This is a genomic window from Paenibacillus sp. FSL R7-0128 (genome assembly GCF_038002245.1).
GTDB classification, from domain to species: Bacteria; Bacillota; Bacilli; order Paenibacillales; family Paenibacillaceae; genus Paenibacillus_AQ; species Paenibacillus_AQ silagei.
The window spans coordinates 5992813-6019062 of sequence record NZ_JBBOCD010000001.1; the positions used below are offsets into that span (position 1 = coordinate 5992813).

Sequence of the window (26250 nt, forward strand, 5' to 3'; positions counted from 1 at the left end):
GGGGAACTGCGTGTGAGGGACGGGCAGAACCCGCCAAATGTATGCTGTTTTTGGCATACATTCGGCCCGTGCGCCTGCGCGGGAGCACACTGTATGCTGTTTTTGGCATACATTTGGTCCGTGCGCCTGCGCGGGAGCACAATGTATGCTGTTTTTGGCATACATTCCAGCTTCCCGGCGGAGCAGAAACGGCTCCTCATAATAATGTCCCTAATAAGAACAAGAGCCGCTCTCCGTCAAACGGATGGGCGGCTCTTGTGGTGACAGAGCAGTTGCAGGCTACAGTTCAGCAGCCTTAAAGGTATCTCCACCGGCAATCGTGCCGGAGTTAAAGCCCTTGTAGAACCAGCGCTTGCGCTGTTCGGACGTTCCGTGTGTGAAGCTGTCCGGCACCACATATCCCTGCGCCCGCTTCTGGATCGTATCATCCCCGACTGCGCTCGCCGCGGTCAGCGCCTCATCCAAATCTCCTTCCTCCAGCAGATTCTGGCCCTGAACATGATGCGCCCACACCCCGGCATAATAATCGGCCTGCAGCTCAAAGCGGACCTGATATTTGTTGAATTCGGTCTCGCTGAGGCGCTGGCGCAGCGAATTCAGCTGCTCGGAAGCGCCCAGCAGCGTCTGCACATGATGACCCACCTCGTGGGCAATCACATACGCCATGGCGAAGTCACCCGGCGCCTTGAACTGCTGCTGCAGCTCATCATAGAAACTGAGGTCGATATACAGGTTGGCATCCCCCGGGCAATAGAACGGGCCGACGGCCGAGCTCGCGGTTCCGCAGGCAGAGTTCACGCTGCCGCTGTAGAGCACAAGCGTCGGGTCCTGATAAGTCATCCCCTGCTCCTTGAAGATATCGGACCAGACATCCTCGGTATCGGCCAGCACCACGGATACGAACTCGGATAACTCCTTCTCCTGGGCGCTCTGTTCATAAGGGACACTTGAGTTCGTGCCCGAACCCGTTGAGGTCAAATTCCCCATAATATCGCCGATATTCCCTCCGCTCAGCAGCGTAACAATCACTATAATCACAATCCCGCTGATTCCGCCGCCAATCAGCTTGCCCCCGCCTCCGCCGCCGCGGCCTCTGCGGTCTTCCACATTAGAACTGCCCCTTCTACCCTGCCATTTCATGGCCTTCCCCCCAGTTATGAATACTCGCGCATGCTGATGTATTTGTACTTATTACTGTTATACCCATAATTGCAGGGGTGCCACTCTCTTGAACAGCGGAGCCGGTCTGTCGACAAATGGAAACAGCATAGCAAAACCCCTCCACAGCCGCAGCCATGAAGGGGTTAACATCGTTTAAATGATGGAACAGCTGTTTATTTTGCAGCTTTGGCCGCACTTAGAATGGCCTTCAGGTAACCTTGAGTATCCACCAGAGTTGCACCGCTTACAGCGTCAACAACTTGCTCTTTGCTTTTGTTAGTCAGTGTAGCTTCAAGGGATTTTATAGTTTTGCCTGTTGCGAATTTCTCGATAGCCGCCAGGTTCTTGTCATAGGCTACTGTCGATTTGGCTTCTTCCGTCATGTGCTCACTGTAGTATTTGGCGTTGGCCTTCTTGGAGGCCAGCACCATATTAGGGTCTTTGTAATTCTTGCCAAAATCCTTGTCCGAGTTCGGTACGCCAGTGGCTACATCGGTGCCCAGGAACTGATAATCATCCAGCGAAGCCGCAACGATTACGCCATTCTGGACTACAGCAACCGCTACGGTGAAGCATTTGGTGCCATGGGCAGCCGCTTCCACCCGGCCTACCTTAAGCGGTGCACTCGCTGCCGAAGTGACATTGTTCAGAGCGCCGCTGTTCCCTACCCCGACAAGTGCCAACGAGATGCCGGCCACGAGCATTAACTTAGTAACTTTTTTCACAAATATTCCCCCAGTTCATCAAATAGACTGCGCTTACATAATATTTTTATCAATATATTGGAAGCTCGTCAGTTACAAATGTTACTGGAAATCTGCAAATATCTGGATTGTAAATGCGCAGAGGGAAATTAAAGGGGATATTTGGAGACCAAGCTGCCAAAATAGCAGTCAGCCTCCATAGATTAGCTGCAATTCTCTTTAACCGTCACCTTGTCATTCGTGATTATTACCTTGGAATATCCGGATAAAGTTTCGGTGTAGGAGCATACTCCGATGGTTTTGGGAACGTCCGGTTCTCTCGGGTCTGAATACTTCAGATAAATTCCGCCTTCACCGCTTAAGGTCAGCCGGGGCTTAATTTTTAATGTTTTTCCGCTTTTGAGTATCTTGCCAACTTCGTCTGCTGACGCCTCCGCTGCTGCGCCGGTTACCACTCCTGTCTCCTGAATACTCAGCTCAAAGTCCGATTGATTGTCTACCGTCACCCGGAAGCTCTGAAGCTGGGCAACCAGACCCAGTACACCGTAGTTGTTGTTCAGTTGCACAACCACCATTATTCCGGCGGCAATCACCAGGGTCGAGGCGGCTAAGATTCCTAACACTCTGCGATTCCATCTCAATCTCACAGCCAGATCATCTCCTCATATTAGTAAGACGGGCTTGAGCGCGGAAATGTATCAGAGGACACGTGGGCTAACTGGTGGCTACAATGAAATAAGTGGAAAAAGGACAACTGTTCACCAGTAAATCTACGAATATCCGGCAACAGTTGGAACAAAAACACTTATATAACCTGAAAATAAACATATAGGACATATTGAGAAAATTAGATGCCCTAAATCCACTTAACGTTCCCTGGAGAGTAATAGTGTGTAAATTAAATAACATAAATCCACTTCTTGTTCGATGTTTCGGCTGGGGGAGGTCGCACTGAACAACAACTAAAAAGCCGGGCCGCAATCCTCCAGATATCAGAGAAACGCGGCCCGGCTGGGCATGGCATCTATGGAGTTACTTAACTTCACGGAGCCGATTAGGTAATGGCCTACTCCAGATCTACGCCGCCGATTTGCTCGCGCAGGCGGCGCAGATCCTCCGGCCAGGGATCAGATACCTCGATCTTACTTCGGGTCCAGGGGTGGGCGAAAATCAGCTTCTCGCCATGCAGTGCCTGGCGGTCGGAACTCTCCTGCTTCGCCTTGACTCCCGGCTTCGAAGGTGGAGCTGGCGGCTGCTTGCCTTGGACTTGCAAACCAGGGGTAAGGCCTGCCTTCTCCTGCTCTTCGAACCAGGCCGTAATGGCAGATTTCACCTGACCAGGCTCCGAACGAAGGGGCTGCTTCTCCTTAAGGCTGTTGCCGGAAGAAATACCCGCAGTATGCCAGGCCGATCCTCCATAGAGGTCGTCCCCGAAGAGCGGATGCCCCGCATGGCTGAGGTGGACACGAATCTGGTGCGTCCGGCCCGTCTCCAGTTGCAGCTTCACTACGGTCCCGCCGGGCAGGGCTTCGCGTCCCACAATCCGTGTTACCGCCTCCTGCCCTCCCGGGGATACCCGCCTGCGCGCCGCATGATGGCGGTCACGGCCGATCGAGGCATCGATCACCGTAAGCTCCGGAGGCACTGTGCCTTCAACAATCGCGGCATACAGGCGGGATACGTTCTTCTCACGCATATCCTCATCCAGCACAAGCTGGGCGTATTCGTTCTTCGCATACAGCACAGGTCCGGTAGTATCCTTGTCCAGCCGGTGGATATGGCGGACGGCAATCCCTCCGCCGGAGGCCGCATAATGCGCGGCTACGAGATGATCCAGCGTCACTTCCGTGCTGCTTCCGTCCGGATGAACCGCCAGACCCGCAGGCTTGTGGACCACAAGGCAGAAGTCGTCCTCGAACAGCACCTCAGCCGTAGCCTCCTGCCATACCGGCTCTATTCCGGCTTCCCGGTGAGGGAATAGGGCCAGCCGCAGCCGGTCGCCCCGCCACTGGATGCCGTTCTCGCGGCGCAGCCGGGCGTGCAGCTTCGCTGGCATCCCGGCTACGCCCAGCAGCCAGGCATCGATGGCGGCCTGCTTGTCGGCAGCCGCTGTAATGATCCGGCCAGGCATGGCTTCCAGCCATTCTCCGCGCCGGGTCCACTTGCCGCCGCCCGCGAAGGGGCCGCTGGCGCCATCACTTCCGTCTTGGATCTCGCCGCCGCCATGCTGGCCGGACAGCTCCTCCGGTCCAGCCGTCATAGCGATTTCAGGGCCTGGTAATGGCCCGCAATCGTATCGTCAATATCCTGCTCGCTGTGCGCAGCAGATACGAACATTCCCTCGAACTGGGACGGCGGAACGCTGATGCCCTGATCCAGCATTTTGCCGAAATAACGCTTGAACAGCTCCAGGTTACTGGTCTTGGCCGTCTCGAAGTTAATGACCGGCTCCTCCGTGAAGAACGGACATACCATCGAGCCCACGCGGTTAATCGTCAGCGGAATTCCCGTCTCCTGCGCATTGCGCTTAAGTCCGGCTTCCAGTCTCGCGCCAAGCGACTCCAGACGGGTGTAGACCTCAGGGGTCAGCAGTGCAAGCGTGCTGTAGCCCGCCGCCATCGCCAGCGGATTCCCGCTGAGTGTGCCCGCCTGATAGATCGGACCGGACGGGGCGATCTGCTCCATAATCTCTCTTTTGCCGCCGTAAGCCCCTACAGGCAGACCGCCGCCGATCACCTTGCCGAAGCAGGTCAGATCCGGGTCCATCCCGAACAGCCCCTGCGCACATCCCCGGTCCACACGGAAGCCGGTCATCACCTCGTCAAAAATCAGCAAAGCCCCGTACCCTGTCGTCACCTTGCGGAGACCCTCCAGGAAGCCCGGAAGCGGAGGCACCACGCCCATATTTCCGGCGATCGGCTCAACGATGATAGCGGCAATTTCGTTGCCGTAACGCTCAAACGCGATTTTGACCCCGTCCAGGTCATTATAAGGTACCGTGATCGTATTCACGGCCACACCTTCCGGCACGCCCGGACTATCCGGCAGCCCCAAGGTCGCCACCCCGGAACCGGCCTTAATCAGCAGGCTGTCGGCATGGCCGTGATAGGAGCCTTCGAATTTGAGGATTTTGCTGCGTCCGGTATAGCCGCGGGCCAGTCTGATCGCGCTCATTGTCGCTTCCGTTCCCGAGTTCACCATGCGGACAATGTCCACCGAGGCTACGCGTTCTACCACGGTTTTGGCCATTGCGGTCTCAAGCAGGGTCGGCGCGCCGAAGCTTGTCCCTCTGGCCGCAGTCTCCTGCAGCGCCTTCACCACCTCAGGATGGGCATGTCCCATAATCAGCGGTCCCCACGAGCAGACGTAGTCAATGAAGCTGTTGCCGTCAATATCGTAGATCCGTGAGCCTTCGCCCCTCTCCACATAGACCGGGGTCAATCCTACAGATTTGAATGCCCGGACTGGGCTGTTCACCCCGCCGGGAATATATTGTTTTGCCTCTTCAAAAGCCATGCGGGAAGCCTCTTCCCGGCGGTTCAACGGCATATTGCCCATGCTTGTTCCCTCCAGTTCCTGATCCTAGCCGCGCAGCCAACGGGCTGCGTCCTTGGCGAAATAGGTAATAATTATATCTGCTCCGGCGCGCTTCATGCCGGTCAGCATCTCCAGCACAACCGCCTGCTCATCGATCCAGCCCTGCTGCGCAGCCGCCTTGACCATCGAGTACTCCCCGCTGACGTTGTAGGCTACAAGCGGCAGATCGAACTGGTCGCGGATGGTGCGGATGACATCCAGATAAGCCAGCGCAGGCTTCACCATCAGCATGTCCGCGCCTTCCAGCACATCGGAATCCGCTTCGCGAACGGCTTCCCGCAGGTTGGCCGGGTCCATCTGATACGTCTTGCGGTTGCCGAACTGGGGAGCGGAATCCGCTGCTTCGCGGAACGGGCCGTAGAAGGCGGAGGCGTATTTTACCGAATAGGACATAATCGGCACCTGCTCGAAGCCATTCGCATCGAGTCCGGCACGGATCGCCTGCACGAATCCGTCCATCATGTTGGACGGCGCGATAATATCCGCCCCTGCCCGGGCCTGCGAGACCGCCGTGCGGGTCAGCAGCTCAAGCGAAGCATCGTTGATTACATCCCCGTGCACCACACCGTCCACCGTATGGGTATGCACCATGCCGCAGTGGCCGTGGTCGGTGAATTCACACAGGCAGGTATCGGCGACAACCAGTAGGTCGGGATACCATTTTTTGATCAGACGCGTGGCTTCCTGCACAATGCCATCGTCTGCGAAGCCGGACGAGCCAACCGCATCCTTCGTCTCGGGAATACCGAACAGCAGTACCGCCGGAATGCCGAGGGAAGCAATCTCATCCACCTCCGCCTTCAGCGTATCCAGCGAGAAATGATAGACGCCGGGCATGGAGCTGATCTCATTCTTCACACCTGTTCCATAGGTTACAAAAATCGGCTGGATGAAATCCAGCACATTCAGAACGGTCTCGCGCACCATGCCGCGAATACCGGCCGACCCGCGCAAACGGCGGTGTCTGGTTATTGGAAAGCTCATTTGATGTATCCTCCTGTTCAGTAAGTATATAATCACATCTATTCGTCTTAAGCAGTATTGAGATGTTAAAGTTATCGCTGCCAGTAGGCCAGACCCGTTTGCAATGCTCAAAGACAATGCTGACAGATCCGGCAGGAACAGGCTATCTCAGCCTCGTCGATTCATTCCAGCGGCATAGCTCCTGCATCAGTCCTTCGATGGTGGCTTCTTCCGGGAGCAGTCCCGGAGTGAGGCCCGCTTCGACTGCGGTCTGCTCGGTAACCGGGCCGATGCAGGCAATCTTGACGCCCGCCAGCAACTCCAGCGGATCTTCCAGGCCCATTCTCTTCAGAATGCCGAGGAAATTGCGCACCGTGGACGAGCTGGTGAAGGTTACCGCATGGATGCGCTTCTCCTCCAGCAGCTTCACCAGCTCAATATCATCCTCCCCGGTGACAATCGTCTCATACGTATCCACCTCGGTCACTTCCAGCCCCAGTTCCCCGAGCTTCGCCGGCAGCCACTCACGCGCCAGGTCGCCGCGCGGAAGCAGCACCTTCTGCCCGGACTTAAGCTCGGGGCCGAAGGTTTCGATCAGCCCTTCCGCCTGAAAGCGTCCGGGCAGCTCCTCGGAGATCAGCCCGCGCTCTGCGAGCGCCGCAGCCGTCCCCGGTCCCACAGCGCACAGCCGCGCCCCGTGCAGGCTGCGGATATCCAGCTTCTGCTGCGTCAGATGACGCATGAAGAAGTCCACGCCGTTCGGACTGGTGAAGAACACCCAGTCGTACGCCGCAAGCCCGCCAAGAGCCGCAGCGATCTCCGCCTGCTTGCCCGCATCCCGCTGCATCACCGTCTCAATGACCGGGAACTCGTACGGCTCGCCGCCCAGCTCCTCGATCCGGTCCACCAGCTCACTTGCCTGCGCACGCGCCCGCGTCACTACAATGCGCTTGCCGAACAGCGGCAGCGCCTCCACCCACATCAGGTGCTCCCGCTGGAGCACAACATCACCGACCACAATAACCGCCGGCGGCTGAAAATCCGCTGCCGTAACCTTCGCCTCAATATCGGCCAGCGTGCCGGTCAGCGTCTCCTGATCCGCACGGGTTCCCCAGCGCACCAGCGCCACCGGAGTTTCCGGCGGACGTCCGTGCTTCATGAGCTGGGCGCTGATGTAGCCAATTTTGGCGACACCCATCAGGAATACCAGCGTGCCTGTCGCATTCGTTACTTTATCCCATTGAATGGAATGATCCAGCTTATCCGGGCTCTCATGGCCGGTAATAATCGACAGGGAAGACGATGCCTCCCGGTGGGTCACCGGAATACCGGCATACGCCGGGACGCTGATGGCCGAGGTAATGCCCGGCACAATCTCATAGTAGATGCCATTCCTGCGCAGCAGCTCCGCTTCTTCACCCACCCGGCCAAAAATCACGGGGTCCCCGCCCTTCAGACGCACCACCGTTTTGCCCTCCAATGCGAGATCTACCAGCAGCTGATTAATATCCTCCTGCTTCATCGTATGGCGGTCCGAAAGCTTGCCTACGTATATTTTCTCACCGCCGGGCTTCATCCATTTCAGCAGCCTTGGACTGGCCAGCCTGTCATAGACCAGCACATCGGCCTTCCGGATACACTCCAGCCCCTTGACTGTAATCAGCTTCGCATCCCCCGGACCTGCACCTACCAGATATACCTTCCCCGCCATCTCCGTCATCCCCTTATCCCTCTACACATGCGATTCTGGCCTGCATAAGCTTCTCCCCAACGCACACTATTCCCTGTCTAACCCTTACCCCTTATTCCCTTACATCTGCCAAAATCTTCTCCGCACCTCTGGCCACCAGCTTACGCGCGACCTCCGAACCCAGCTCCACCGGATCATTGCCGGTGCAGGTCTCCTTCAGAATGACTGTGCCGTCCGGTGTTCCGACCATTCCGGTTAACGTTATGGACGGACCTGCAGCTTCGCCTTCCGGCTCAAGGATCGCGTAAGCGCCGATCGGCACCTGACAGCCGCCGTTCAGGGCGCCCAGGAAGGTCCGCTCCGCTGTCACCGTGAGTGCCGTGCGCTCATCATTATACAGCGCCAGCAGCTTGCGCAGTTCCTCATCGTCCTCACGGCACTCAATACCGAGTGCTCCTTGGCCTACAGCGGGCAGGCAGACCTCAGGCGGCAAATATGCCGTAATCCGGTCCTGCCAGCCCATCCGCGACAGCCCCGCTGCTGCCAGCAGAATCGCGTCATATTCGCCGCTCTCCAGCTTCTTCAGCCGCGAATCAATATTGCCGCGTACCGGCTCAATAAGCAGATCCGGCCGGAGTGCAGCCAGCTGGCTGGAGCGCCGCAGACTGCTTGTGCCAACGCGCGCGCCTTGCGGCAGACCCTCCAGGCCCACTCCGCTATTAGAGATCAGAACGTCGCGCGGATCTTCACGCTTCGGCACCGCACCATTCATCAAGCCTTCCGGCAATTCGGAAGGCATATCCTTCATGCTATGTACTGCCATATCAATATCCTTTGCCAGCATCGCCTGTTCAATTTCCTTGACGAACAGACCTTTGCCGCCCACTTTGGACAGGGTCACATCGAGAATCCGGTCACCCTTGGTCACAATCTTATGCACCTCAAAAGTAAAATCAAACCCATGCTCTCCGCTAAGCCGCTCCAGATCGGCAATCACATGCCCCGTCTGCGTTAAAGCCAGCGCACTTTGTCTGCTGCCCACGATAATCTTCCGCATGCCCACTCCCCCTGTTCAAGTCACCTCTACCCGCCATACTCCCATGCTTGCTGAATTCAGTCGATTTCCGCTAAAAATGAGGGGCAGTTCTGCCCTTCATTTGGCCGTTCCAGCCACTTTGGCTGAAATGAGGGGCACTTTTGCCCTTCATTTGGCTGTTCCAGCCACTTTGGCTGAAATGAAGGGCACTTTTGCCCTTCATTTGGCTGTTCCAGCCACTTTGGCTGAAATGAAGGACACTTTTGCCCTTCATTTGGTCGCTCCAGCCACTTTGGCTGAAATGAGGGGCACTTTTGCCCTTCATTTGGCCGTTCCAACTAATTTGGCTGAAATGAGGGGCACTTTTGCCCTTCATTTGGCCGTTCCAGTTACTTTGGCTGAAATGAGGGGCACTTTTGCCCTTCATTTGGTCGCTCCAGCCACTTTGGCTGAAATGAGGGGCACTTTTGCCCTTCATTTATCGGTCTATGCTGCGTTGATCACCGCTAGATCTCCCGGTTACGCGCCACCCATGACTCGATCTCGTCCCGGGTCCATGGTATAAAGGTGCCCTGCCGAAGCTCATTCAACACATCCAGCTTCCCCAGCCGCCGTAAGAGCCGCGACCGGTTCTCTGCCTCTGGCTCCAGCTGCTTAATCGCTGTCCGCAGCTCATGCAAAAAATCCAGATACGGCTCGTATTCCTCGCCGAGCAGCCCCGCAATCTGCTGCGTAATCTCCGCAGCCGCAGACGGTCCCGCCCCGGAGGTCGAGACCGTAACCGTCAAGCGCCCGCGGCGGAGCACGCCGGGCGTAATGAACGTGCCCGCCTCCGCATGGCTGGCCACATTAACGGGCAGCCCCAGCTGCCGGGCTTCCGCGGCAACGACCTCGTTCACCGCCCTGTTATCGCTGGCGGCATAGACCAGAACCGCTCCCTGGAGATCCCCGGGAGCATAGGGCCGGCTGATCCATTGCAGCCGCCCCTCATCAGCCATCGCAGCCAGCGTCCCGCTGAGCGAGGGGCTGATCACCACCAGTTCCGCGCCCGCTTCCAGCAGCGGAGCCGCCTTGCGCGCAGCCACCGCCCCGCCGCCAACGATCACCACCCGCCGGCCTTCCACATCCAGCATAATCGGCAGATACTTTTTCATCCCGCTCACTCCAGCTCACCCCAGCGCTTCCAACTCGCTCTCATCCATCGTCCATCCCACTGGCAAGCTACTCTCCATCCCATTCACTCCAGCTCTCCCCAGTGCTTCCAACTCGCTCTCATCCATCGTCCATCCCACTGGCAAGCTACTCTCCATCCCGCTCACTCCAGCTCTCCCCAGCGCTTCCAACTCACTCTCATCCATCGTCCATCCCACTGGCAAGCTACTCTCCATCCCGCTCACTCCAGCGCTTCCAACTCACTCTCATCCATCGTCCATCCCACTTTACTCCCCGCCCCAGCCATGGAACTCCGACCAGGAATTCAGCAGGAAATTAAGAATAATGAAGCCGTAACCCGCAATCGCCCAGCGGGCCATGACTGTACCGCTTCGGCGGCCGGAGAACTTCAGCACAAGGTAGACGATGTAGACGCCCAGGCCCGTAAGTGTAGTCAGGACCTTCGTATCCTGAAAAAGCGGTATCCGTCCTTCCGCGACAATCGACAGTCCCGCCAGAATCAGCGAAGCCAGCAGCAGCGGAACTCCGGCCAGGATCGCCGTGTAGGAATATTTGTCCATCGTCTCCAGGCTGGGCAGCCTGCGGACGCGGTCATCCCACTTCTTATTCTTCAGCTTCGTATGCAGGAACAGATACATTATCGCAAATACTGTCCCCAGTGTCAGTGCGGCAAAGCTCAGATTCGCCAAAATGACATGCATCGCCAGCCACCCGTGCACCGCACTCCAGCTCTGCAGCGTATGATCCTCTGCCGTCAGCCATACCCGGTTCAGCAGAAATACGCTGAAGCCCGCCATGCTGAGCAGCAGCACCGTGAACTCACCACCGCGTGTATACGTCACGGCAAACGAGGTAACCACCATGCTGAAGGAGAACCAGAACAGGAAATCATAAGGTGTGAAAATTGGCAATCCGCCCTCCTGGGAGAAGCGGATCGCAAGGCCGGTCAGCTGAAGCAGGCCTACGACAGCAAGAAGCCCTGTGCCCAGCCGCTTTCCGCCCGGATTGCGCCGAAGGCAATCCGAGAAAACAAACAGCAGGCTCAGGGCATATAGCAGTAGAGCGGCATCATATATTCCGTTCAGCAGTAGCATGTTGCTCACCCGCCCAGCAGACCGGCTGGGGTAAGCACCGCTCCCGGCCCCCGGATCTCTCCGCCGGAGGGCCGTTCAGCAGAGCTGCGCTGATGGGGTTCAACACTTCCACCGGCCGGAGCTGCATCCAGCTGCTCCTGCAGAGCGAAGATTTGAGTGAAATACTCCAGTGCTTCATTGCCCTGCTTGCCGCCGGACATCTCCTTGATCACATTGATCGGATCATGCATCATCTGGTTGACGATGCTCTTGGTCAGCCGGCGGATCACCTTGCGCTGATGCTCATCCAGCTCAGGCAGCTTGTTGAACAGGCTATCCATCGTTTCTTCATATATTCCGTTGGACTTGTCCTGCAGTGCACGGATCACCGGTCTGACGCCAAGCGTCTTCAGCCATTGCTGGAAATCCGCCATCTCGCCTTCAATCATAACCTCGATCTTGGCGGCTTCACTGCGGCGCATCTCCAGATTGCTCTCCACAATGCCTTCCAGATCATCGATATCATAGAGGAATACATCCGGCACACTGGCAGCAGCAGGGTCAATATCGCGCGGCACAGCAATGTCGATCATGAACAGCGGCCGTGAAGGGCGGCGCTTCATGCCCTCGGCTACCTGGGCCGCCGTCAGCACATAGCCGTCTGCACCCGTAGAGCTGATCACAATATCCACTTCATCCAGAGACTTCAGCGCCTCTTCAATCGTGCTGGGCTTACCCGAGAATTTCTCGGCCAGCTCGATAGCACGGGACAAGGTACGGTTGGCGACAATCACTTCCGCCGCGCCGCTGCTGTACAGATGCTTCACCGTCAGCTCGCTCATTTTGCCGGCGCCGAGAATGAGCACTCTTTTGCCGGTGAACATGCCGAAGATCCGCTTCCCCAGCTCCACCGCCGCATAGCTGACCGACACCGCGCTCTCGCCAATCGAGGTCTCACTATGCGCACGCTTGCCGAGCGTCACCGCCTGCTTGAACAGCCGGTTGAACCAGGTTCCGGTAACCCCTTCCGCCTGAGCCGTCAGGAAGGCACTGCGCACCTGACCCAGAATCTGCGTCTCGCCAATCACCATGGAATCCAGACCGCAGGTGACACGCATCAGATGGGCAATCGCCTGCTCGTCTTCATATATATACATATGTTGCGTAAATACATCGCTTCTTACTCCGAACCACTGCTCCATGAAGCTGCGGATGAAATATCCGCACATATGAAGGCGGTCCACGACCACATAAATTTCCGTCCGGTTACAGGTGGCGACAACGACCCCTTCCAGAACGCTCTTCGTCTGCAGCAGCTGATGAAGCGCAGCAGGCAGATCCTTTTCGGCAAAAGCGAACTGTTCCCTCACCTCTACGGGAGCCGTACGGTAATTCAGGCCAACGACGACAATATGCATCGCTTGTTCACCATCCTAATCTATATTCATTGGTGTAGGCTCTGTTACTGCTTAGCAGCAAATATTAGTATCAATTTCACAAGATCTCAAATCGCTGTGTTAAGTATATCACATCAAAATACGGCTTTTAACAAAACCTTTGAACTATTTATGAATTGCAGATAATAATTATTATAAACAAGTGCGAAAGTTATGGAATATAACATATTGATGAAATATTGACACACTTTATTGCGGATGATAGCATATAACAAATGATCTGAGTTAAGTTTTATAACATATGTAGCAAAAATAATCTGATTATCCGTATCCAAGTTAGCATCACGTCAGTTATATCTCTTCAAACCTCTCTTGTATAAGCCCGTTAATCCGGAATGGGCGTATCTACAGGCAACCGTAAATTGCCCCAGGCTACAAGAGGCCAGCCCCCCTGCTGGATTAATCAGAGTGAGCTCACGGGCGAAACCGGGCTTTTCTCCGCTGATGTATCCTGCTCTGGGCTGCGCCTCCTTTAGCCTGGGGTTTTTGGCATCCATTATAATAGAAGGAGTGAGGGCAAATGAGTGCTTCCTACGCAAGCTTAAGTGAATCGATCCGTAAGGCTAGAAATGTGAGGATCTACAAGAACAAGGACACCGCCTATGACTTCAAGCTCTACCCCTTCGGAGAACGCGGTACGTACATCGCCCCCGAGCTGATCCGTGAAATCACTCACAATCTGGCGGATGCTGTAACGGAGCAGTTTCCCGATTTTGATTACATTGTCTCCCCTGAACCCGGCGGTCATACCTGGGGGATGCTGGCTGCCTATAAGCTGATGAAGCCGATGAATATTCTGCGGCTCAGCACGGAGCTGTATGAGAATTATGAGGTTAGTGTCAGACGCGAGACGGCGTATAATGAGAATTATATCTATTTTGACGGCTTCTCTGCCGGTGACCGCGTGCTGCTGCTGGATGATGTGATTAGTTCAGGTGCTACGATCCGCTGCATTGCTGCTCAGTTGTCCGTGATGGGCATAGTGCTCGTCGGTGTGCAGGCGATTCTGGCCAAAGGGGAGCATTACAGGCAGCTGGAAGCGGACATTGGAGTACCCGTCAGATTTTTGTCCCAGGTATGAGTTGTCAAAAAAATAGCAGGGGAGTGACAAGCCATGGCTTTTTATTACGAGCAGCCTTCAAGAACCTTCAGTGAGTTCCTGCTGGTACCCAGCCTGACCACCAAAGATTGCATTCCCGGAAATGTGGATCTTAGCACACCGGTCACCAAATTCCGCCGGGGAGAGACCCCGGCACTAACCATGAACCTCCCCGTGACTTCGGCGGTAATGCAGGCGGTATCCGACCACAACATGGCGATTGCGCTGGCGAAAAGCGGGGGCATCTCCTTCATCTACGGCTCCCAGTCCATCGGCCAACAGGTCGAAATGGTCCGCCGGGTCAAAAAGTTCAAAGCAGGATTCGTCCTCAGCGACTCCAACCTGCGCCCGGAAGATACGCTTCAGGATGTGCTGATGCTGAAGGCGCGCAGCGGCCACTCCACCATTGCGATCACAGACAACGGAGAACCGACAGGCAAGCTGATGGGCATCGTCACCAGCCGGGATTACCGCGAGAACCGCCTCCCGCCGGATTGTCCGATTACGGAGTTCATGACCCCGCTCGCTTCGCTGATCTACGCCGAAGAAGGCATCACGCTGACCGAAGCGAACGACATGATCTGGGACCACAAGCTGAACTGCCTGCCGATTGTAAATGCCGGCGGACATCTCGTCCATCTCGTCTTCCGCAAGGATTATGACAGCCACCAGGAGTATCCGCTGGAGCTGCATGACGGCAACAAGCAGCTGATTGTCGGCGCGGGTATCAACTCCAGGGATTACAAGGACCGTGTACCGGCGCTGGTCGAAGCCGGGGCAGATGTGCTGTGCATTGATTCCTCGGACGGTTACTCTGAGTGGCAGGCGGAGACCATCCATTATATTAAGGAGACTTTCGGGGAGAGCGTGAAGGTCGGCGCGGGCAATGTTGTTGACAAGGAAGGCTTCCTGTACCTCGTAGAGGCAGGAGCAGATTTCATCAAGGTCGGTATCGGCGGCGGCTCCATCTGCATCACCCGGGAGCAAAAGGGCATCGGCCGGGGCCAGGCCTCCTCTGTCATCGAAGTGGCGGCGGCCCGCCAGGAATATTACGAGCAAACCGGCATCTATGTCCCCATCTGCTCGGACGGCGGGATTGTCCATGATTATCATATTGTGCTGGCGCTGGCGATGGGCGCTGACTTCGTGATGCTTGGGCGCTATTTTGCCAGATTCGATGAGAGCCCCGGACGCAAGCTGCTGGTCGGCGGGAACTTCGTGAAGGAATATTGGGGCGAAGGCTCTAGCCGGGCCCGCAACTGGCAGCGTTATGACTTCGGCAATGCCGATAAGGAGAGCAAGCTGGAGTTCGAGGAAGGCGTGGATTCTTTCATTCCCTATGCGGGACGGCTTAAGGACAATCTCGATCTCAGCATCAGCAAAATCAAGTCCACCATGTGCAATTGCGGCTCGCTGACCATCCCGGAACTACAGCAGAAGGCCAAGATTACCCTGGTTTCCTCGACAACGATCTTTGAAGGAGGCACACATGATGTTATGCTTAAGGAAAAGGACAGATCATCCTCGTGATCACATCCTAATCCATAAGGAGCGTCAACCATGACCCAAATTACCAAAGTTCTGGTCAGCAAGGACCAGCTGCAGCAGCGAGTACAGGAATTGGGCGCTGAAATATCGCGTGACTATGAAGGCAAGGAACTGGTGCTTATCGGCATTCTTAAGGGCGGGGCCGTCTTCATGTCTGATCTGATGCGTGAGATCACCTTCCCGGTCGGCGTCGACTATATGTCGGTGTCCAGCTACGGGGCAAGCTCCACCTCCTCCGGAGTCATTACGATCAAGAAGGATATCGACATGGATATCCGCGGCAAGCATATCCTGCTGGTCGAAGATCTGATCGACACCGGCCTGACGCTTCAGCATTTGAAGGAGCTGTTCGCCCTGCGCGAGGCGGCAAGCGTGCGGATCTGCACTATCCTCAGCAAGCCTTCCCGCCGCCTCGTCGATGTTCCCATTGACTACAGCGGGATTGACATCCCGGACGAATTTGTCGTCGGCTATGGCCTAGATTACGCCGAGCAGTACCGCAATCTGCCGGAGGTCTGGATCGTAGAGACCGGGGACTAACAGGGTCAGATTTAAAAAGTTGGAGTGGGCGCGATGAGTGGGCTCTAACGGACCTGATAGACCCTATTCCCAGGAAAACGCCCCTTTTTGAGGTTTAACGGACGGAGTGGACCTTATCGTCTCTCTACGAGATGGTTAAGATTAGAAATTCCAAGAATAAGCTCCATGGGGTCCGTTACTTTGCCCAAGCGGAAGCTTTCATCTGGAATAAGCGCGCCTCCGTCCGTTACACCTTGCCAAACGCCGCAATGAACAACTCCCATCTTCATCTTTAAATCTGACGCTGTACTAGAACTAATAAGCAAGCAGAAGGGAGCGCCAATTACGGCGCTCCCTTTGTGCTGCAATATTACCTCAGGACCCAGAAACTCCTGCGTGCCCTTGCTTTTTGCTTTAACAATCCGCCTGTTCTGCCGCCCCGCATTTACAGCCCGCTCAGCAAATCAACATTCAGATAATTCGTATTTCCGAGTGCACTGTTATACCCGAGTTGAATAGTGTTCGAGCCTGCATTCAGCGGAATCGTGACGGATACCGTTCCGTAGGTGCTCCAGCTGGAGGTAGAATTGAATACCAGGTTGGAGGCTGTTACCACGCCGTTCACTTTCACGTAGCGTGAAGCACTGCCGGCCGCCGCCGCGTAGCGGAAGGTGACGGTTCTGGTTCCGGCCGTATTCTGGTTGACATAGAAATCAATGGAGGTGCCGCTTGTGTTCCATCCCCCGACATACCCTCTTCCGCTAAATCCGGCATTGGTGCTCTCATTGATCATCCCGCCTCCCCCAACCAGCGTCCGCACTGCGTTCTCCGCTTCATAAGCCCCGTTGCCCGCAATGTACCCGGTGTAGCCGTCGGCGGGAACGAGCTGCAGAATAGAAGCGCCCGCAGCGGCGGCCAGGCTCTGCACATAGGAGGAGCCTGTATTGCGCAGCCAGTCGCTGCCGATGATTCCATCGCTTACGCGGCGGTGATTCCAGGCCTGCGTTGCATTCTGCTGGAGAAAGTTCAGGTATTGCGGCTGTCCGCCCAGCGTACGGAGACGGTTCAGGTTGCGGGCGAAGACCATCTTGAAGCCCGCGGCATCATTCTCCCCTTCATACATCAGAGTCTGGGCTGATACCATTTTGTTAACGGCATACCCGGCTGCATTATTGGCATCCGTAAGGTAAGCAGCAGTTCCGGTAGCCTGATACAGGGACACAGCCGCCCCCAGGAACGTTCCGTAATTGTAAGTGAAGTCCCAATCCTTAACGATACCGCTGCCTGCACCTTCAATATGATCGTTGATATTGCTGCCGCCAACCAGGGTAGATTTGGTCCAGTTATAGATTTGAGTAGCCTTGGTCAGATAAGCAGGATCATTGTAGGCACTAGACAGCTTGACTGCGGTCATAACCATCGGGGCATTCGTGGCCATATTCTTCTGGGCGTTGGCCTGGCCCGGCACATGGGCGTCCCTTCTCCACCAGATCCCGCCGCCGTACGTGCTGTCCCATTCGCTGTAGATTTGGCCAAACAGGAAGCTGGCGCGGTTCAGATACTCCGTGGTTCCAGTCAGTTCATAGGCTCTTGCGCAGGCCAGCGCCCACCAGCCCAGGTCATCGTTGAACGGATTTGTCATCATATCCGGGTATTTGGCCTTGAATCCGGTGTAGATCTCATCGATCATCGTGCGGTAGACATTGCTGCCCGTGCGCTCGTAGGCATCCATTACGGTCTCCCAGAGCTGTGCCTCCCACCAGAAGTCGGTGTAGAGACCCCCGTTCGGCCCATGGGCATGTTCAGAATGAATCTGGTGATCGCTGTTGGTATAGAAGTATTTGGCGGAAGAATCATAGAATACTTGCACAAAAGAGTTCATTGCAGCATCAGCATTGGAGACGGTGAAAGCCTCTGCCGTACTTCCCGCACCGGGAGACGGTACAGACAGAGACAGGGACAACAGACAGAGAACTGCGGCCGTTCTTACTTTCTTCCAGGTGAACATTTCCAAATACCCCCTTCATTTATACATCCATTCCACAACCGTCAGGCGGCAGCCGGCTAATGGCTAAGCTTGGCTGCCCCCTCAAGCAGCATCAGACCGCTGAGCTGTACACTAAGCTGTACCGGCAATACGGGAACCTGCTCCCAAGAGGGTCCGCACAGCCCCAGCGTCCGGTCCAGCCCTTGCGCCCATAGCGTACGGGCATTGGCCCATATGACTTCACGGACCCGGTCATTTCCGGGGAAATGCTGCTCCAGCTGTACCAGATAGCGGATCAGAATTCCCTTGAACAATCCGGTGTCGTCAATCCCTTCATCCGGCAGCAGCAGCGAATCAGAATGGCATAAGCGGCCGATGCAGGCCTCAGCGGTCCGGCGGGCATCTGCGGCATAGCCGGAATCGCCGGTGACACGGCAGAGCTCTATCCCTGCTCCCACGAACACGCCCTGACAGTAAGTGAATTCCCAGTCGTAATCGATCTGCCCATCGCCCTGCCGGTTCATTCCATCCCATACGAACCCGGTGTCAGGGTCAACCAGATTGGCCTGGTTCCAGCGGTAAATCCGGATCGCCCAGTTCAGATCCTCTTCATGCCCAAGCAGCGAGTATAGGCGGGCGGCCAGAATAGCGGCCGGGGCATTCGCCGGCGTGTTCTTGTAATCCAGCTGATCTTTTTTCCAGGCCATGCCGCCCCCGCAGTGCCCATTCCAGGCCGTCTGAATATCCGCCCATAATTCAAGTACAGCATTCAGATATTCCGCTTCACCGGTAGCCTGATGCGCCCGCAGCAGCGCAAGGGCAGTCCATTCCATATCATCATAATAATTATGCTTGAACGTCCCGCCGTTATAGATTTTCAAGCTGCGGCTCAGGCCGCGGATGCGTTCGGCATATCCAGAATCCCGCGTCCGTTCGTAAGCATCGGTCAGAGCATCAATGACATGCGCCTGCCACCAGTAGTAGAAATTGTCGCCTGCCCTGCTGTATTCCCGCGGATACCACTGGTTCATAATTCCGCTGTCCGCATTATAGTAGTGCCGCCACAGGGAGTCCTGGAGCCAGTCTGCACGCGCTGCCCAGTCTTCTGCTGATGATGTCCCGTTGTAATGATCCATACGCCACCTCCTCCTATTCTAAAATGAGGTTCGAGTTTTCGGCTGCCCGGTCCCTGCAAGCACAGCCATCCGCTCCAGCAGCTTCAGGCCGCTCAGCTGGGTGCTCAATTGAACTACGCCTGAAGGCACCGCAGTCCAATCAGGTCCGAACAGAACCCGGTCTGCCGGCTTCCCCTGGTCCCACAGCATCTCTGCGTTACTGCGCAGGAAGGCCGCAGCGGCTCCGTCTTCCGGCACGGCTTGTGCCAGTTCTGCCGCATAGCGGACCAGAATGCCCTTGAAGAGACCGGCATCGCCGCCGCCCTCATCCGGGAGTATACCGGAATGCGGGCCAGCCAGCTCCTTGACCGCTGCGGCAAACGTGCGCCGGGCCTCCTCAAGATAGTCACGGCTCCCGGTAACCCGGTACAGCTCGATAGCCGCACCGATATAAACACCCTGATTGTACGTATATTTCCAATCCTTATCGATCCGGCCGTCACCGGTACGGTTCATCCCATCCCAGACGAAGCCCGTGTCCGGGTCCACCAGACGGGATTGCTGCCAGTTATAGAGCGCATGCGCCCACTCCAGGTCCTGCGGATCTCCAAAGGCCTGATACAGGCGGGCGGCAAGGATGGCAGCCGGTGCATTGGCCGGGGTGTTCTTGTAATCCAGCTGCGATTTCTGCCAGGCGATGCCGCCCCCCGAATGGCTGTTCCAGCCGGTTCTGATATCCGTCCAGAGGATAAGAACCGTCTCTTTGTACAGCTCATCTCCCGTTGCCTGATAAGCGCGAAGCCAGGCCAGGGCCATCCACTCCATGTCGTCGTACAGCTCATTGGGCCATACTCCGTCATTGCGGCGGAGCAGCCCCCCATGTAGAGCGGACAGTCGTTCGCGGTACTTAGCAGCCCCAGTCCGCAGCAGGCCGTCGACCAGCACATCCACGGCATGGGCCATCCACCAATAATGAAAGACTGTATTACATGCGCCTTCCGGACATGGTGTCTCAATGTCATACATTCCGATGTCTTCGTTCCAGAAGAATACATCCAGCGCTTCCTGCGCCGAGTCCGCCCGTTCCGCCCATTGTTCAAGCTCTATTTGCTTCATATGGTCTCTCTCCCCGTCTATAATTTGCCTCCCTTAGTTGGCTCAGCCTTTGATGCCGCTGAAGGCAATCCCCTGTACAAAATAACGCTGCAGCGCCAGGAACAGCACCAGTATCGGCAGAATCGCCACCAGCGCCCCGGCCATCATCGGCCCGTAATCCGTCTGAAAATTATAAGAAAAAGCCTGCAGGCCCATCTGAATCGTCGCCTTGTCCGGATCATTCAGCACGATCATCGGCCACAGGAAGCTGTTCCAGCCGGCCTGGAAGGTGAAGATGCTCAAGGTAGCCAGCGCCGGACGGGTAAGCGGCAGATAGATCCTCCAGAAAATTTTGAATTCCCCACAGCCCTCAATCCGGGCCATCTCCAGCATGTCAGTGGGGAGTGTAAGAAAAAATTGCCGCATAAAGAATACAGCGAAGCTCCCGGAAGCGCCGGGAAGAATAATGCCCCAGAAGGAGTTCATCAGCCCATTGCCGCCCCCGCCAAAAAGATCATTGCCTCCGGCAAACGGAATATGGCGCATCACATACACTGTCGGGATCATGGTCACAATGCCGGGAATCATCATTGCCGCCAGCAGCACGCGGAACACCGGCTTGTTCAGCCTGAATCTCAGCTTCGCAAAGGCATAGCCGCTAAGTGATCCGAAAAACAGGTTTGCCAGGACGCCCGACACGGCAAGCACGAGCGAATTCCAGAAGAATAAAGCAAACGGCACCGTTGAAAAGGCTTTGCGGTAATGCTCGAAGGTCAGATGCTTCGGAAACCACTGGATCGGCATCGCAAAAATCTCATCATCCGGCTTGAGTGAGGTTAGCAAACTCCAGTAGAATGGCAGAAACATAACAACCGCTATAAGGATACATACAATATAGAAAATGAGCTTGTAGAGGCCCTTCTTCAAGGCCGAACCCCCAGTAACACCCATCCTGCAAACCTCCTTTTTCCTGGACAAGCTGCCCCTAAATGATCGATTCCTCCGCTTTGGAGACCCGCATATTAATCAGCGAGAAAATAAGAATGGCTACAGCAAGCACAAAGGCCTGCGCCGAGGCATAGCCCATCTGCAGCTGATTGAAGCCCTGCTGATAGATTAGGTAGACCGGGGTCTTGGTCACATTGGCCGGACCGCCCTGCGTCAGTACAAAGGCCTGGTCAAACAGCTGCAGCGCACCGATAATCGCCATCGTGCTGACCAGAAAGGTAGTTGGCCGCAGCTGCGGCCAGGTGATGAAGCGGAAGCTGTCAAATGTATTCGCCCCGTCCAGCCGTGCCGATTCATAGAGATAATCCGGGACCCCCTGCAGACCGGCCAGATAAATAATCATATTGGAGCCGACGGATTGCCAGAGGGTGAGCATTACAATGGACAGCATCGCCGTACTTGTCTCGGACAGCCAGGCAGGACCGGTAATGCCCACATAGGACAGCAAGCCGTTCACCAGACCGAATTCCGGATGCAGCAGCCAGATCCATACGGTGGCCGCAGCTACAGCCGACGTCAGCGTGGGCAGATAATAGAAGGTGCGGAACAGCTTGACTCCCCGCCACGCCCTGCTCAGCAGCATGGACAGCAGGAGGGAAATGATAATATTCAGCGGAACAAAAATAATCGAGTAGAAGAACACATTCTTGAACGTCTTCCACAGCAGGCTGTCTTCAATCAGGCGGCGGTAGTTGTCCAGGCCGACCCAGTCATTCTGGCTAAGCACATCATAGTTGGTGAAGCTTAAATACAGGGCCATCACTACAGGTATAACTGTAAACACAGTGAACAGCAGCACCGTAGGCGTAATGAATACATAAGCCGTCCGGGCTTCGTGCCGTTCCACTTTTCTCATGGAAGCCATACAACTCCCCCTCTCATCATCCGGCAAGGCTCCATGGCAGCAGGGAGGCACCGCCTCCCCGCGGCATCAGGCTGGTTACTTAACAACCGCGTTATCCTTCAGCATCTTGTCGCCTTGTTCCTGAGCCTTTTTCAGCGTGTCTTCAATGCTCTGCTTGTTCTGCTGGTTCAGCTGAAGATTAGGCGCAAGCGCATCGGTCTCCATCACGGAATAGCCGGGATGAGTCGGGCGGATTTTGGCAAATTCCAGCGTATCCAGAAACGGCTTCCACTGCGGGTCATCCTGGAAAAACGGATCTTCCATCGAAGGCTTGAAGCCCGGAAGATTCAGACTGGTCTTGGCCCACATCAAGGCATTATCCTTGTTCGCGGTCCACCATTTAATGAATTCCCATGCCTCATCATGATGCTTGGAGCCCTCCGGAATCACGAGTCCGAAGCCGCCCATCACACTGCCCTTGTCGCCGTTCGGCCCGGCAGGAGGCGGTACAATGCCATATTCGAGATCTTTACCGTATTTGTTATAGGTACTGAGCATCCAGGGGCCGGAATAGAGCATGGCGACCTTGCCTGTAACGAAGGCATCCTGCCCTTCGCCAAGTCCCAGCTCAAAGCCAACCTTATACACCTTGTCTTTGTTCATCAGGCGGTCCCAGAATTCAAGCACCTGCTTGCCCTGCTCATTATTGAAATTGGTTTTGCCGTCCTCAGTAAGCATCTGGCCGCCTGCCTGCTGGAGATACATATTGAACAGGCCGAGGTCGCCCATGGAGAAGCCCGCCACCTCCAGCTTGTCGCCGTTCCACTTGGTCAGCTTGGCAGCAGCCTGCTCCAGTTCATCCCAGGTAGTCGGAGGCTGAAGCCCTGCTTCATCCAGCAGCTTCTTATTGTAGAATAATGCCCGTGCATCAACGGTCAGCGGAAGCCCGTATAATTTATCGTTATAGGAGAGCTCGGTCAATGACTCGCTGTAGAAATCATCCTTGGAAATGCCGTCACGCGTTAAGTACTCATCCACCGGATGCAGCACGTTCTTGGGAGCATACAGCGAGGTCCGCCAGCGGTCCCAGAACAGCACATCAGGTGCACCGCCATTGGTGGCCGCCGTCAGGAATTTGGTAATCATATCCTGCTGCAGCACATATTTTACATGAATTTTGTCCTGTGATTTGTTGAAGGCATCCACCATGGTCTCGAACTGCTTCTGGCCTTCACCGCCCCAATCGCCCCAGAACGTCAGCTCCGTCTTCTTGCCGCTGCTGCCGCTTCCGGCTTTGCCGTCATTCGCAGGGCTTTCTTTTGCCGAATTACCGCTGCAGCCTGCCGCCAAGGCAGCGACCATCATCACCGAGAGTACCGTAACCCATCCTTTTTTCATTATTACATCCCCTTCATTTGTATTTGTCTGTTATTAGAGCCCGGGCTGCTCAGCCTCTACTCACCTCAATTCCGCAGCGCATAAGCAGCAGCTCGCAGAACATCATATTGGCCCAGGAAAACCAGGGTCTGGTATACTCTTCCGGATGATCCGCATGAAAAGCCTCATGCATCAATCCGGTTCCGGCATCCGTCTGTTGCAGCAGCTCAAGCATTGCCTCCTGCTCCTCCCTCTTCCCGGAGGTCATTCCCTGAACCGCCAAGGCGATAGGCCATATATAATGCGGAGGGGTATGGGGACTGCCAATACCCGCTGCCGCCTTGCCTTCATAGAAATAGGGGTTGGTCCGGCTTAGAATAAGCTTGCGGGTGTTGAGATACACCGGATCCTCCGCAGATGTATAGCCAAGGTAAGGAATAGACAGCAGGCTGGGCACATTGGCGTCATCCATAAGGTTCACGCCTCCCAGGCCGTCGGTCTCATAGGCGTAGACAAGACCATATTCAGGGTGCTCCACAATGCCATGCCGCCGGATTCCCCCGTCAATCTGCTCAGCCAGATCTTCCGCCGCCTGTGCAAGCTCCGGGTTGCCAAGCACATCGGATGCGATTTCGCTGACGTACCGCAGGACAACGACAGCGAACATATTGGCAGGCACCAGGTAACCGTATTCGCAGGCATCATCGCTTGGACGAAAGCCTGACCAGGTCATTCCGGTATAGGCGGTTACAGAGCCTTTGCCGTCGCGGACAAGCGTATCGGTTGGCATACAGTTCACGCGTTCAAAAACATAATCGGAACCGCTCTCATGACTCTGCTCCCTGATCCACAATTGAATAATCTGCCACACTCCGGCTTCAAACGCTGAATTGAACTGCGTGACCCGCCCGGTGTTTTTCCATAGCAGATAGCTAAGCTGAATGGGATAGCAGAGGGAATCGATTTCGTATTTCCGTTCCCAAATCCATGGACTCATCGCCGTTTTGTCTTCCTGGTGACCCCGTCCATCCGCTTCCCGGTTGAACGCATTCGCATAGGGATCAATGGCAATATAGGCAAATTGCTGTGCGATAAGCCCTTCAATCATGCCGGCAATTTCTTCATCTTCGGAGGCGGGGATCAGGAAGGGACGGACTTGTGCGGTGGAATCCCGCAGCCACATAGCCGGTATATCACCGGTAATGACAAAGGTTGTTCCATCCGGGTTGCGCTGTATCGTTGTGTTCCAGGTATTGAGCATGCACTGTTCAAACATATCTGCCAGGTGCGGATGGCTGGGCAGTTTTTGACGTACACGGCCAGCCAGCTCCCGCAGGGAATCAGGTGTTTCCTTCATCGCTTTCAATCGGAATGACCTCCTCTGTAATGAATGAAGCGCTTTCACAAATGAGTATATTGGTATGTAAATGATATGTCAATATGTATTTTTAGATAATAATATATTAACATATGAAATACACTGATATTGACTAGACTAGGCTAACTTGCAAGCTTAATCTTCCGGCCGGAAACGGATCACATTGGACACAGCAAAAAAACCCATCCGGCGGAATGTCCGGCGGAATGGGTCTTTAGATTACAGCAGCTAGTTGTGACGGACAGGGCCGGTCGAATTCCCGGGCACCAGCTCAGCTTCCAGCATCACCTTATGGGGAACGGCCTCACCGTTCATAATACGCAGTACATTCTCCAGGGCAATCCGGCCCATCTCCTCTTCATTCTGCCGCATATGGGTGAAGGCATACCCGCCTCCCAGATGGGTCGGCGGACTGTCGAAGCATATAATGGAGATATCCTCAGGTATGCGCAGCCCCAGACGTTCCACCGCAGTCTTCGCGAGCAGCGCGATATTGTATTCTATGGCAAATAACGCCGTGACGGACGGATGGCTCTGCAGATGGGTGACCAGCCGCGAGATGTCCCGTTCAATATTATCCGCATTAAAAAACTTAGGCAGCGTCGAGGTCAAATCGCTGACCCACAGCTCCTTGTCAACCATGACCCCCCGCTGCGCATGGGCCTGAATGAAGCCCTCAATCCGGTCCTCCACCGCAGTGGTGTCCACGGGAGGCGGAGACAGAAACGAAATATGTGTATGCCCGAGGTCAAATAAATACTCCGTCGCTTCAAGGGCCGCCTGCAGATTATCGGTGCTGATGGAGGCCGCAGCTACTCCTTTTAGATGTCTGTCTACCAGCACGAGCGGAAAACGCCCGATGACCAGCTTCAGAATTTCCGCATTGAAATACTCGCCCTGGGCCGGGAAAATAATCAGACCGTCCACACCCAGATTCAGCAGCTTCTGGATCGCCTGCTCTTCATTCTCCGGAATCCCGAAGGTTCTCCGCAGCACCAGAAAACAGTCATTATCGCGCGAAGCCTGCTCCATCCCGTAGATCAGCCCCGTCCCGTAGCTGTTGCCGAAGTCGGTGATGATCAGGCCGATTGTTTTCTCATCGGCACGAATATTCAACGCAGCCGGGGCTGTGAGGTTCATCCCCGGGTCAGACTGCTCAGCGGAAGCATCTGTTACGAACGAGCCGCGGCCGGGCTTGCGGACAATCAGCCGTTCGGCGGCCAGCATCTCAAGTGCTTTTTTGCTGGTTATGCGGCTGACACTATAGGTCTCAGCCAGCTCTTTCTCGGAAGGAACCCGCTCGCCGGGTTTATAAGCCTCTGTAAGGATACTCTCCTTCACTTCATCAAAGATCTTCTCATACATCGGCTTGGAAGAGGTTGTTTCAGCCATAACGTTCCTGGTCCCCTGACGTTCATTTTTCGGT

General features: G+C 55.5%; 23 protein-coding genes, 1 pseudogene and 1 riboswitch. Of the genes and pseudogenes, 3 read left to right on the top strand and 21 right to left on the bottom strand.

Annotated features, from left to right (window positions below):
- Positions 1-279: 279 nt before the first annotated feature.
- The 13 genes and pseudogenes from ypfJ to hemA form a co-directional block, all read right to left on the bottom strand.
- Positions 280-1140 (bottom strand): KPN_02809 family neutral zinc metallopeptidase, encoded by an 861-nt coding sequence (gene ypfJ / locus NST26_RS25270; RefSeq protein WP_340980081.1) that lies wholly within the window; start codon positions 1138-1140, stop codon positions 280-282.
- Between the two features lie 194 nt (positions 1141-1334).
- Entirely contained in the window at positions 1335-1886 is a 552-nt protein-coding gene (locus NST26_RS25275; protein ID WP_036725930.1) for a hypothetical protein, read from the bottom strand.
- A 182-nt stretch (positions 1887-2068) separates the two neighbouring features.
- Positions 2069-2512, bottom strand: coding sequence for a hypothetical protein (locus tag NST26_RS25280; RefSeq protein WP_155991463.1), 444 nt, complete (start codon positions 2510-2512; stop codon positions 2069-2071).
- A 758-nt stretch (positions 2513-3270) separates the two neighbouring features.
- A pseudogene (locus NST26_RS25285) lies at positions 3271-3996 on the bottom strand (RluA family pseudouridine synthase); the annotation flags it as partial.
- A gap of 125 nt (positions 3997-4121) precedes the next feature.
- A complete protein-coding gene (hemL, locus tag NST26_RS25290) occupies positions 4122-5423 on the bottom strand; it encodes a glutamate-1-semialdehyde 2,1-aminomutase (RefSeq protein ID WP_200869542.1) in 1302 nt (433 codons plus the stop codon).
- A gap of 24 nt (positions 5424-5447) precedes the next feature.
- The gene (hemB, locus tag NST26_RS25295; protein WP_036725935.1) at positions 5448-6446 is read right to left on the bottom strand and encodes a porphobilinogen synthase; all 999 of its coding nucleotides are present in this window, start codon (positions 6444-6446) and stop codon (positions 5448-5450) included.
- A 142-nt stretch (positions 6447-6588) separates the two neighbouring features.
- Positions 6589-8136: a uroporphyrinogen-III C-methyltransferase gene (gene cobA / locus NST26_RS25300; RefSeq protein WP_340980082.1), complete on the bottom strand. Its 1548-nt coding sequence runs from the start codon at positions 8134-8136 to the stop codon at positions 6589-6591.
- Between the two features lie 91 nt (positions 8137-8227).
- Positions 8228-9172, bottom strand: a complete 945-nt coding sequence (gene hemC / locus NST26_RS25305) for a hydroxymethylbilane synthase (protein ID WP_036725936.1) — start codon at positions 9170-9172, stop codon at positions 8228-8230.
- A gap of 70 nt (positions 9173-9242) precedes the next feature.
- Positions 9243-9578, bottom strand: a complete 336-nt coding sequence (locus tag NST26_RS25310; protein WP_340980083.1) for a hypothetical protein — start codon at positions 9576-9578, stop codon at positions 9243-9245.
- A gap of 79 nt (positions 9579-9657) precedes the next feature.
- Positions 9658-10305, bottom strand: coding sequence for a precorrin-2 dehydrogenase/sirohydrochlorin ferrochelatase family protein (locus NST26_RS25315; RefSeq protein WP_340980084.1), 648 nt, complete (start codon positions 10303-10305; stop codon positions 9658-9660).
- A 15-nt stretch (positions 10306-10320) separates the two neighbouring features.
- A complete protein-coding gene (locus NST26_RS25320) occupies positions 10321-10539 on the bottom strand; it encodes a hypothetical protein (RefSeq protein ID WP_340980085.1) in 219 nt (72 codons plus the stop codon).
- Positions 10540-10590: 51 nt separating this feature from the next.
- Positions 10591-11418 (bottom strand): cytochrome c biogenesis protein CcsA, encoded by an 828-nt coding sequence (gene ccsA / locus NST26_RS25325; protein ID WP_209877043.1) that lies wholly within the window; start codon positions 11416-11418, stop codon positions 10591-10593.
- Between the two features lie 5 nt (positions 11419-11423).
- The gene (gene hemA / locus NST26_RS25330; RefSeq protein ID WP_036725939.1) at positions 11424-12815 is read right to left on the bottom strand and encodes a glutamyl-tRNA reductase; all 1392 of its coding nucleotides are present in this window, start codon (positions 12813-12815) and stop codon (positions 11424-11426) included.
- Positions 12816-13146: 331 nt separating this feature from the next.
- Positions 13147-13249, top strand: a riboswitch (purine riboswitch).
- 125 nt (positions 13250-13374) lie between these two features.
- Here hemA and NST26_RS25335 point away from each other — a divergent pair.
- Genes NST26_RS25335 through hpt form a run of 3 tightly spaced genes read left to right on the top strand, consistent with a single transcriptional unit; the run spans position 13375 to position 16041 of the window.
- Positions 13375-13935: a phosphoribosyltransferase gene (locus tag NST26_RS25335; protein ID WP_340980086.1), complete on the top strand. Its 561-nt coding sequence runs from the start codon at positions 13375-13377 to the stop codon at positions 13933-13935.
- A gap of 33 nt (positions 13936-13968) precedes the next feature.
- A complete protein-coding gene (locus NST26_RS25340) occupies positions 13969-15483 on the top strand; it encodes an IMP dehydrogenase (protein ID WP_340980087.1) in 1515 nt (504 codons plus the stop codon).
- Positions 15484-15513: 30 nt separating this feature from the next.
- On the top strand, positions 15514-16041 hold the full coding sequence (gene hpt, locus NST26_RS25345) for a hypoxanthine phosphoribosyltransferase (RefSeq protein WP_076079431.1): 528 nt from the start codon (positions 15514-15516) through the stop codon (positions 16039-16041).
- Between the two features lie 424 nt (positions 16042-16465).
- Here the strand turns inward: hpt and NST26_RS25350 are convergent, their stop codons facing one another.
- The 8 genes from NST26_RS25350 to NST26_RS25385 all read right to left on the bottom strand — a co-directional run bounded on the left by NST26_RS25350 (position 16466) and on the right by NST26_RS25385 (position 26216).
- Positions 16466-18028, bottom strand: a complete 1563-nt coding sequence (locus NST26_RS25350; protein WP_340980088.1) for a glycoside hydrolase family 76 protein — start codon at positions 18026-18028, stop codon at positions 16466-16468.
- Between the two features lie 56 nt (positions 18029-18084).
- Positions 18085-19143: a glycoside hydrolase family 76 protein gene (locus NST26_RS25355; RefSeq protein ID WP_340980089.1), complete on the bottom strand. Its 1059-nt coding sequence runs from the start codon at positions 19141-19143 to the stop codon at positions 18085-18087.
- Positions 19144-19161: 18 nt separating this feature from the next.
- Positions 19162-20238 (bottom strand): glycoside hydrolase family 76 protein, encoded by a 1077-nt coding sequence (locus tag NST26_RS25360; RefSeq protein ID WP_340980090.1) that lies wholly within the window; start codon positions 20236-20238, stop codon positions 19162-19164.
- Positions 20239-20280: 42 nt separating this feature from the next.
- Positions 20281-21168, bottom strand: a complete 888-nt coding sequence (locus NST26_RS25365) for a carbohydrate ABC transporter permease (protein WP_036725951.1) — start codon at positions 21166-21168, stop codon at positions 20281-20283.
- A 34-nt stretch (positions 21169-21202) separates the two neighbouring features.
- Complete coding sequence (locus tag NST26_RS25370; RefSeq protein ID WP_339250561.1) at positions 21203-22090, bottom strand: carbohydrate ABC transporter permease; 888 nt, start codon at positions 22088-22090, stop codon at positions 21203-21205.
- A gap of 75 nt (positions 22091-22165) precedes the next feature.
- Entirely contained in the window at positions 22166-23467 is a 1302-nt protein-coding gene (locus NST26_RS25375; protein WP_340980091.1) for an ABC transporter substrate-binding protein, read from the bottom strand.
- A 49-nt stretch (positions 23468-23516) separates the two neighbouring features.
- Positions 23517-24803 carry a glycoside hydrolase family 125 protein gene (locus NST26_RS25380; protein WP_340980871.1) on the bottom strand — a complete coding sequence of 429 codons (1287 nt, stop codon included), beginning with the start codon at positions 24801-24803 and terminating at the stop codon, positions 23517-23519.
- Positions 24804-25052: 249 nt separating this feature from the next.
- Positions 25053-26216, bottom strand: coding sequence for a GntR family transcriptional regulator (locus tag NST26_RS25385; protein WP_340980092.1), 1164 nt, complete (start codon positions 26214-26216; stop codon positions 25053-25055).
- Positions 26217-26250 lie beyond the last annotated feature (34 nt).

Coding starts and splice junctions, on each gene's coding strand:
- NST26_RS25360 (WP_340980090.1), bottom strand. CDS start 20,238: ATGAAGCAAATAGAGCTTGAACAATGGGCGGAACGGGCGGACTCGGCG.
- hemA (WP_036725939.1), bottom strand. CDS start 12,815: ATGCATATTGTCGTCGTTGGCCTGAATTACCGTACGGCTCCCGTAGAG.
- hemL (WP_200869542.1), bottom strand. CDS start 5,423: ATGGGCAATATGCCGTTGAACCGCCGGGAAGAGGCTTCCCGCATGGCT.
- cobA (WP_340980082.1), bottom strand. CDS start 8,136: ATGGCGGGGAAGGTATATCTGGTAGGTGCAGGTCCGGGGGATGCGAAG.
- NST26_RS25315 (WP_340980084.1), bottom strand. CDS start 10,305: ATGAAAAAGTATCTGCCGATTATGCTGGATGTGGAAGGCCGGCGGGTG.
- NST26_RS25380 (WP_340980871.1), bottom strand. CDS start 24,803: ATGAAGGAAACACCTGATTCCCTGCGGGAGCTGGCTGGCCGTGTACGT.
- NST26_RS25350 (WP_340980088.1), bottom strand. CDS start 18,028: ATGTTCACCTGGAAGAAAGTAAGAACGGCCGCAGTTCTCTGTCTGTTG.
- ccsA (WP_209877043.1), bottom strand. CDS start 11,418: ATGCTACTGCTGAACGGAATATATGATGCCGCTCTACTGCTATATGCC.
- NST26_RS25385 (WP_340980092.1), bottom strand. CDS start 26,216: ATGGCTGAAACAACCTCTTCCAAGCCGATGTATGAGAAGATCTTTGAT.
- NST26_RS25370 (WP_339250561.1), bottom strand. CDS start 22,090: ATGGCTTCCATGAGAAAAGTGGAACGGCACGAAGCCCGGACGGCTTAT.
- NST26_RS25310 (WP_340980083.1), bottom strand. CDS start 9,578: ATGAAGGGCAAAAGTGCCCCTCATTTCAGCCAAAGTAACTGGAACGGC.
- NST26_RS25365 (WP_036725951.1), bottom strand. CDS start 21,168: ATGGGTGTTACTGGGGGTTCGGCCTTGAAGAAGGGCCTCTACAAGCTC.
- hpt (WP_076079431.1), top strand. CDS start 15,514: ATGACCCAAATTACCAAAGTTCTGGTCAGCAAGGACCAGCTGCAGCAG.
- ypfJ (WP_340980081.1), bottom strand. CDS start 1,140: ATGAAATGGCAGGGTAGAAGGGGCAGTTCTAATGTGGAAGACCGCAGA.
- NST26_RS25340 (WP_340980087.1), top strand. CDS start 13,969: ATGGCTTTTTATTACGAGCAGCCTTCAAGAACCTTCAGTGAGTTCCTG.
- NST26_RS25355 (WP_340980089.1), bottom strand. CDS start 19,143: ATGGATCATTACAACGGGACATCATCAGCAGAAGACTGGGCAGCGCGT.
- hemC (WP_036725936.1), bottom strand. CDS start 9,172: ATGCGGAAGATTATCGTGGGCAGCAGACAAAGTGCGCTGGCTTTAACG.
- NST26_RS25320 (WP_340980085.1), bottom strand. CDS start 10,539: ATGGAGAGTAGCTTGCCAGTGGGATGGACGATGGATGAGAGTGAGTTG.
- hemB (WP_036725935.1), bottom strand. CDS start 6,446: ATGAGCTTTCCAATAACCAGACACCGCCGTTTGCGCGGGTCGGCCGGT.
- NST26_RS25375 (WP_340980091.1), bottom strand. CDS start 23,467: ATGAAAAAAGGATGGGTTACGGTACTCTCGGTGATGATGGTCGCTGCC.
- NST26_RS25335 (WP_340980086.1), top strand. CDS start 13,375: ATGAGTGCTTCCTACGCAAGCTTAAGTGAATCGATCCGTAAGGCTAGA.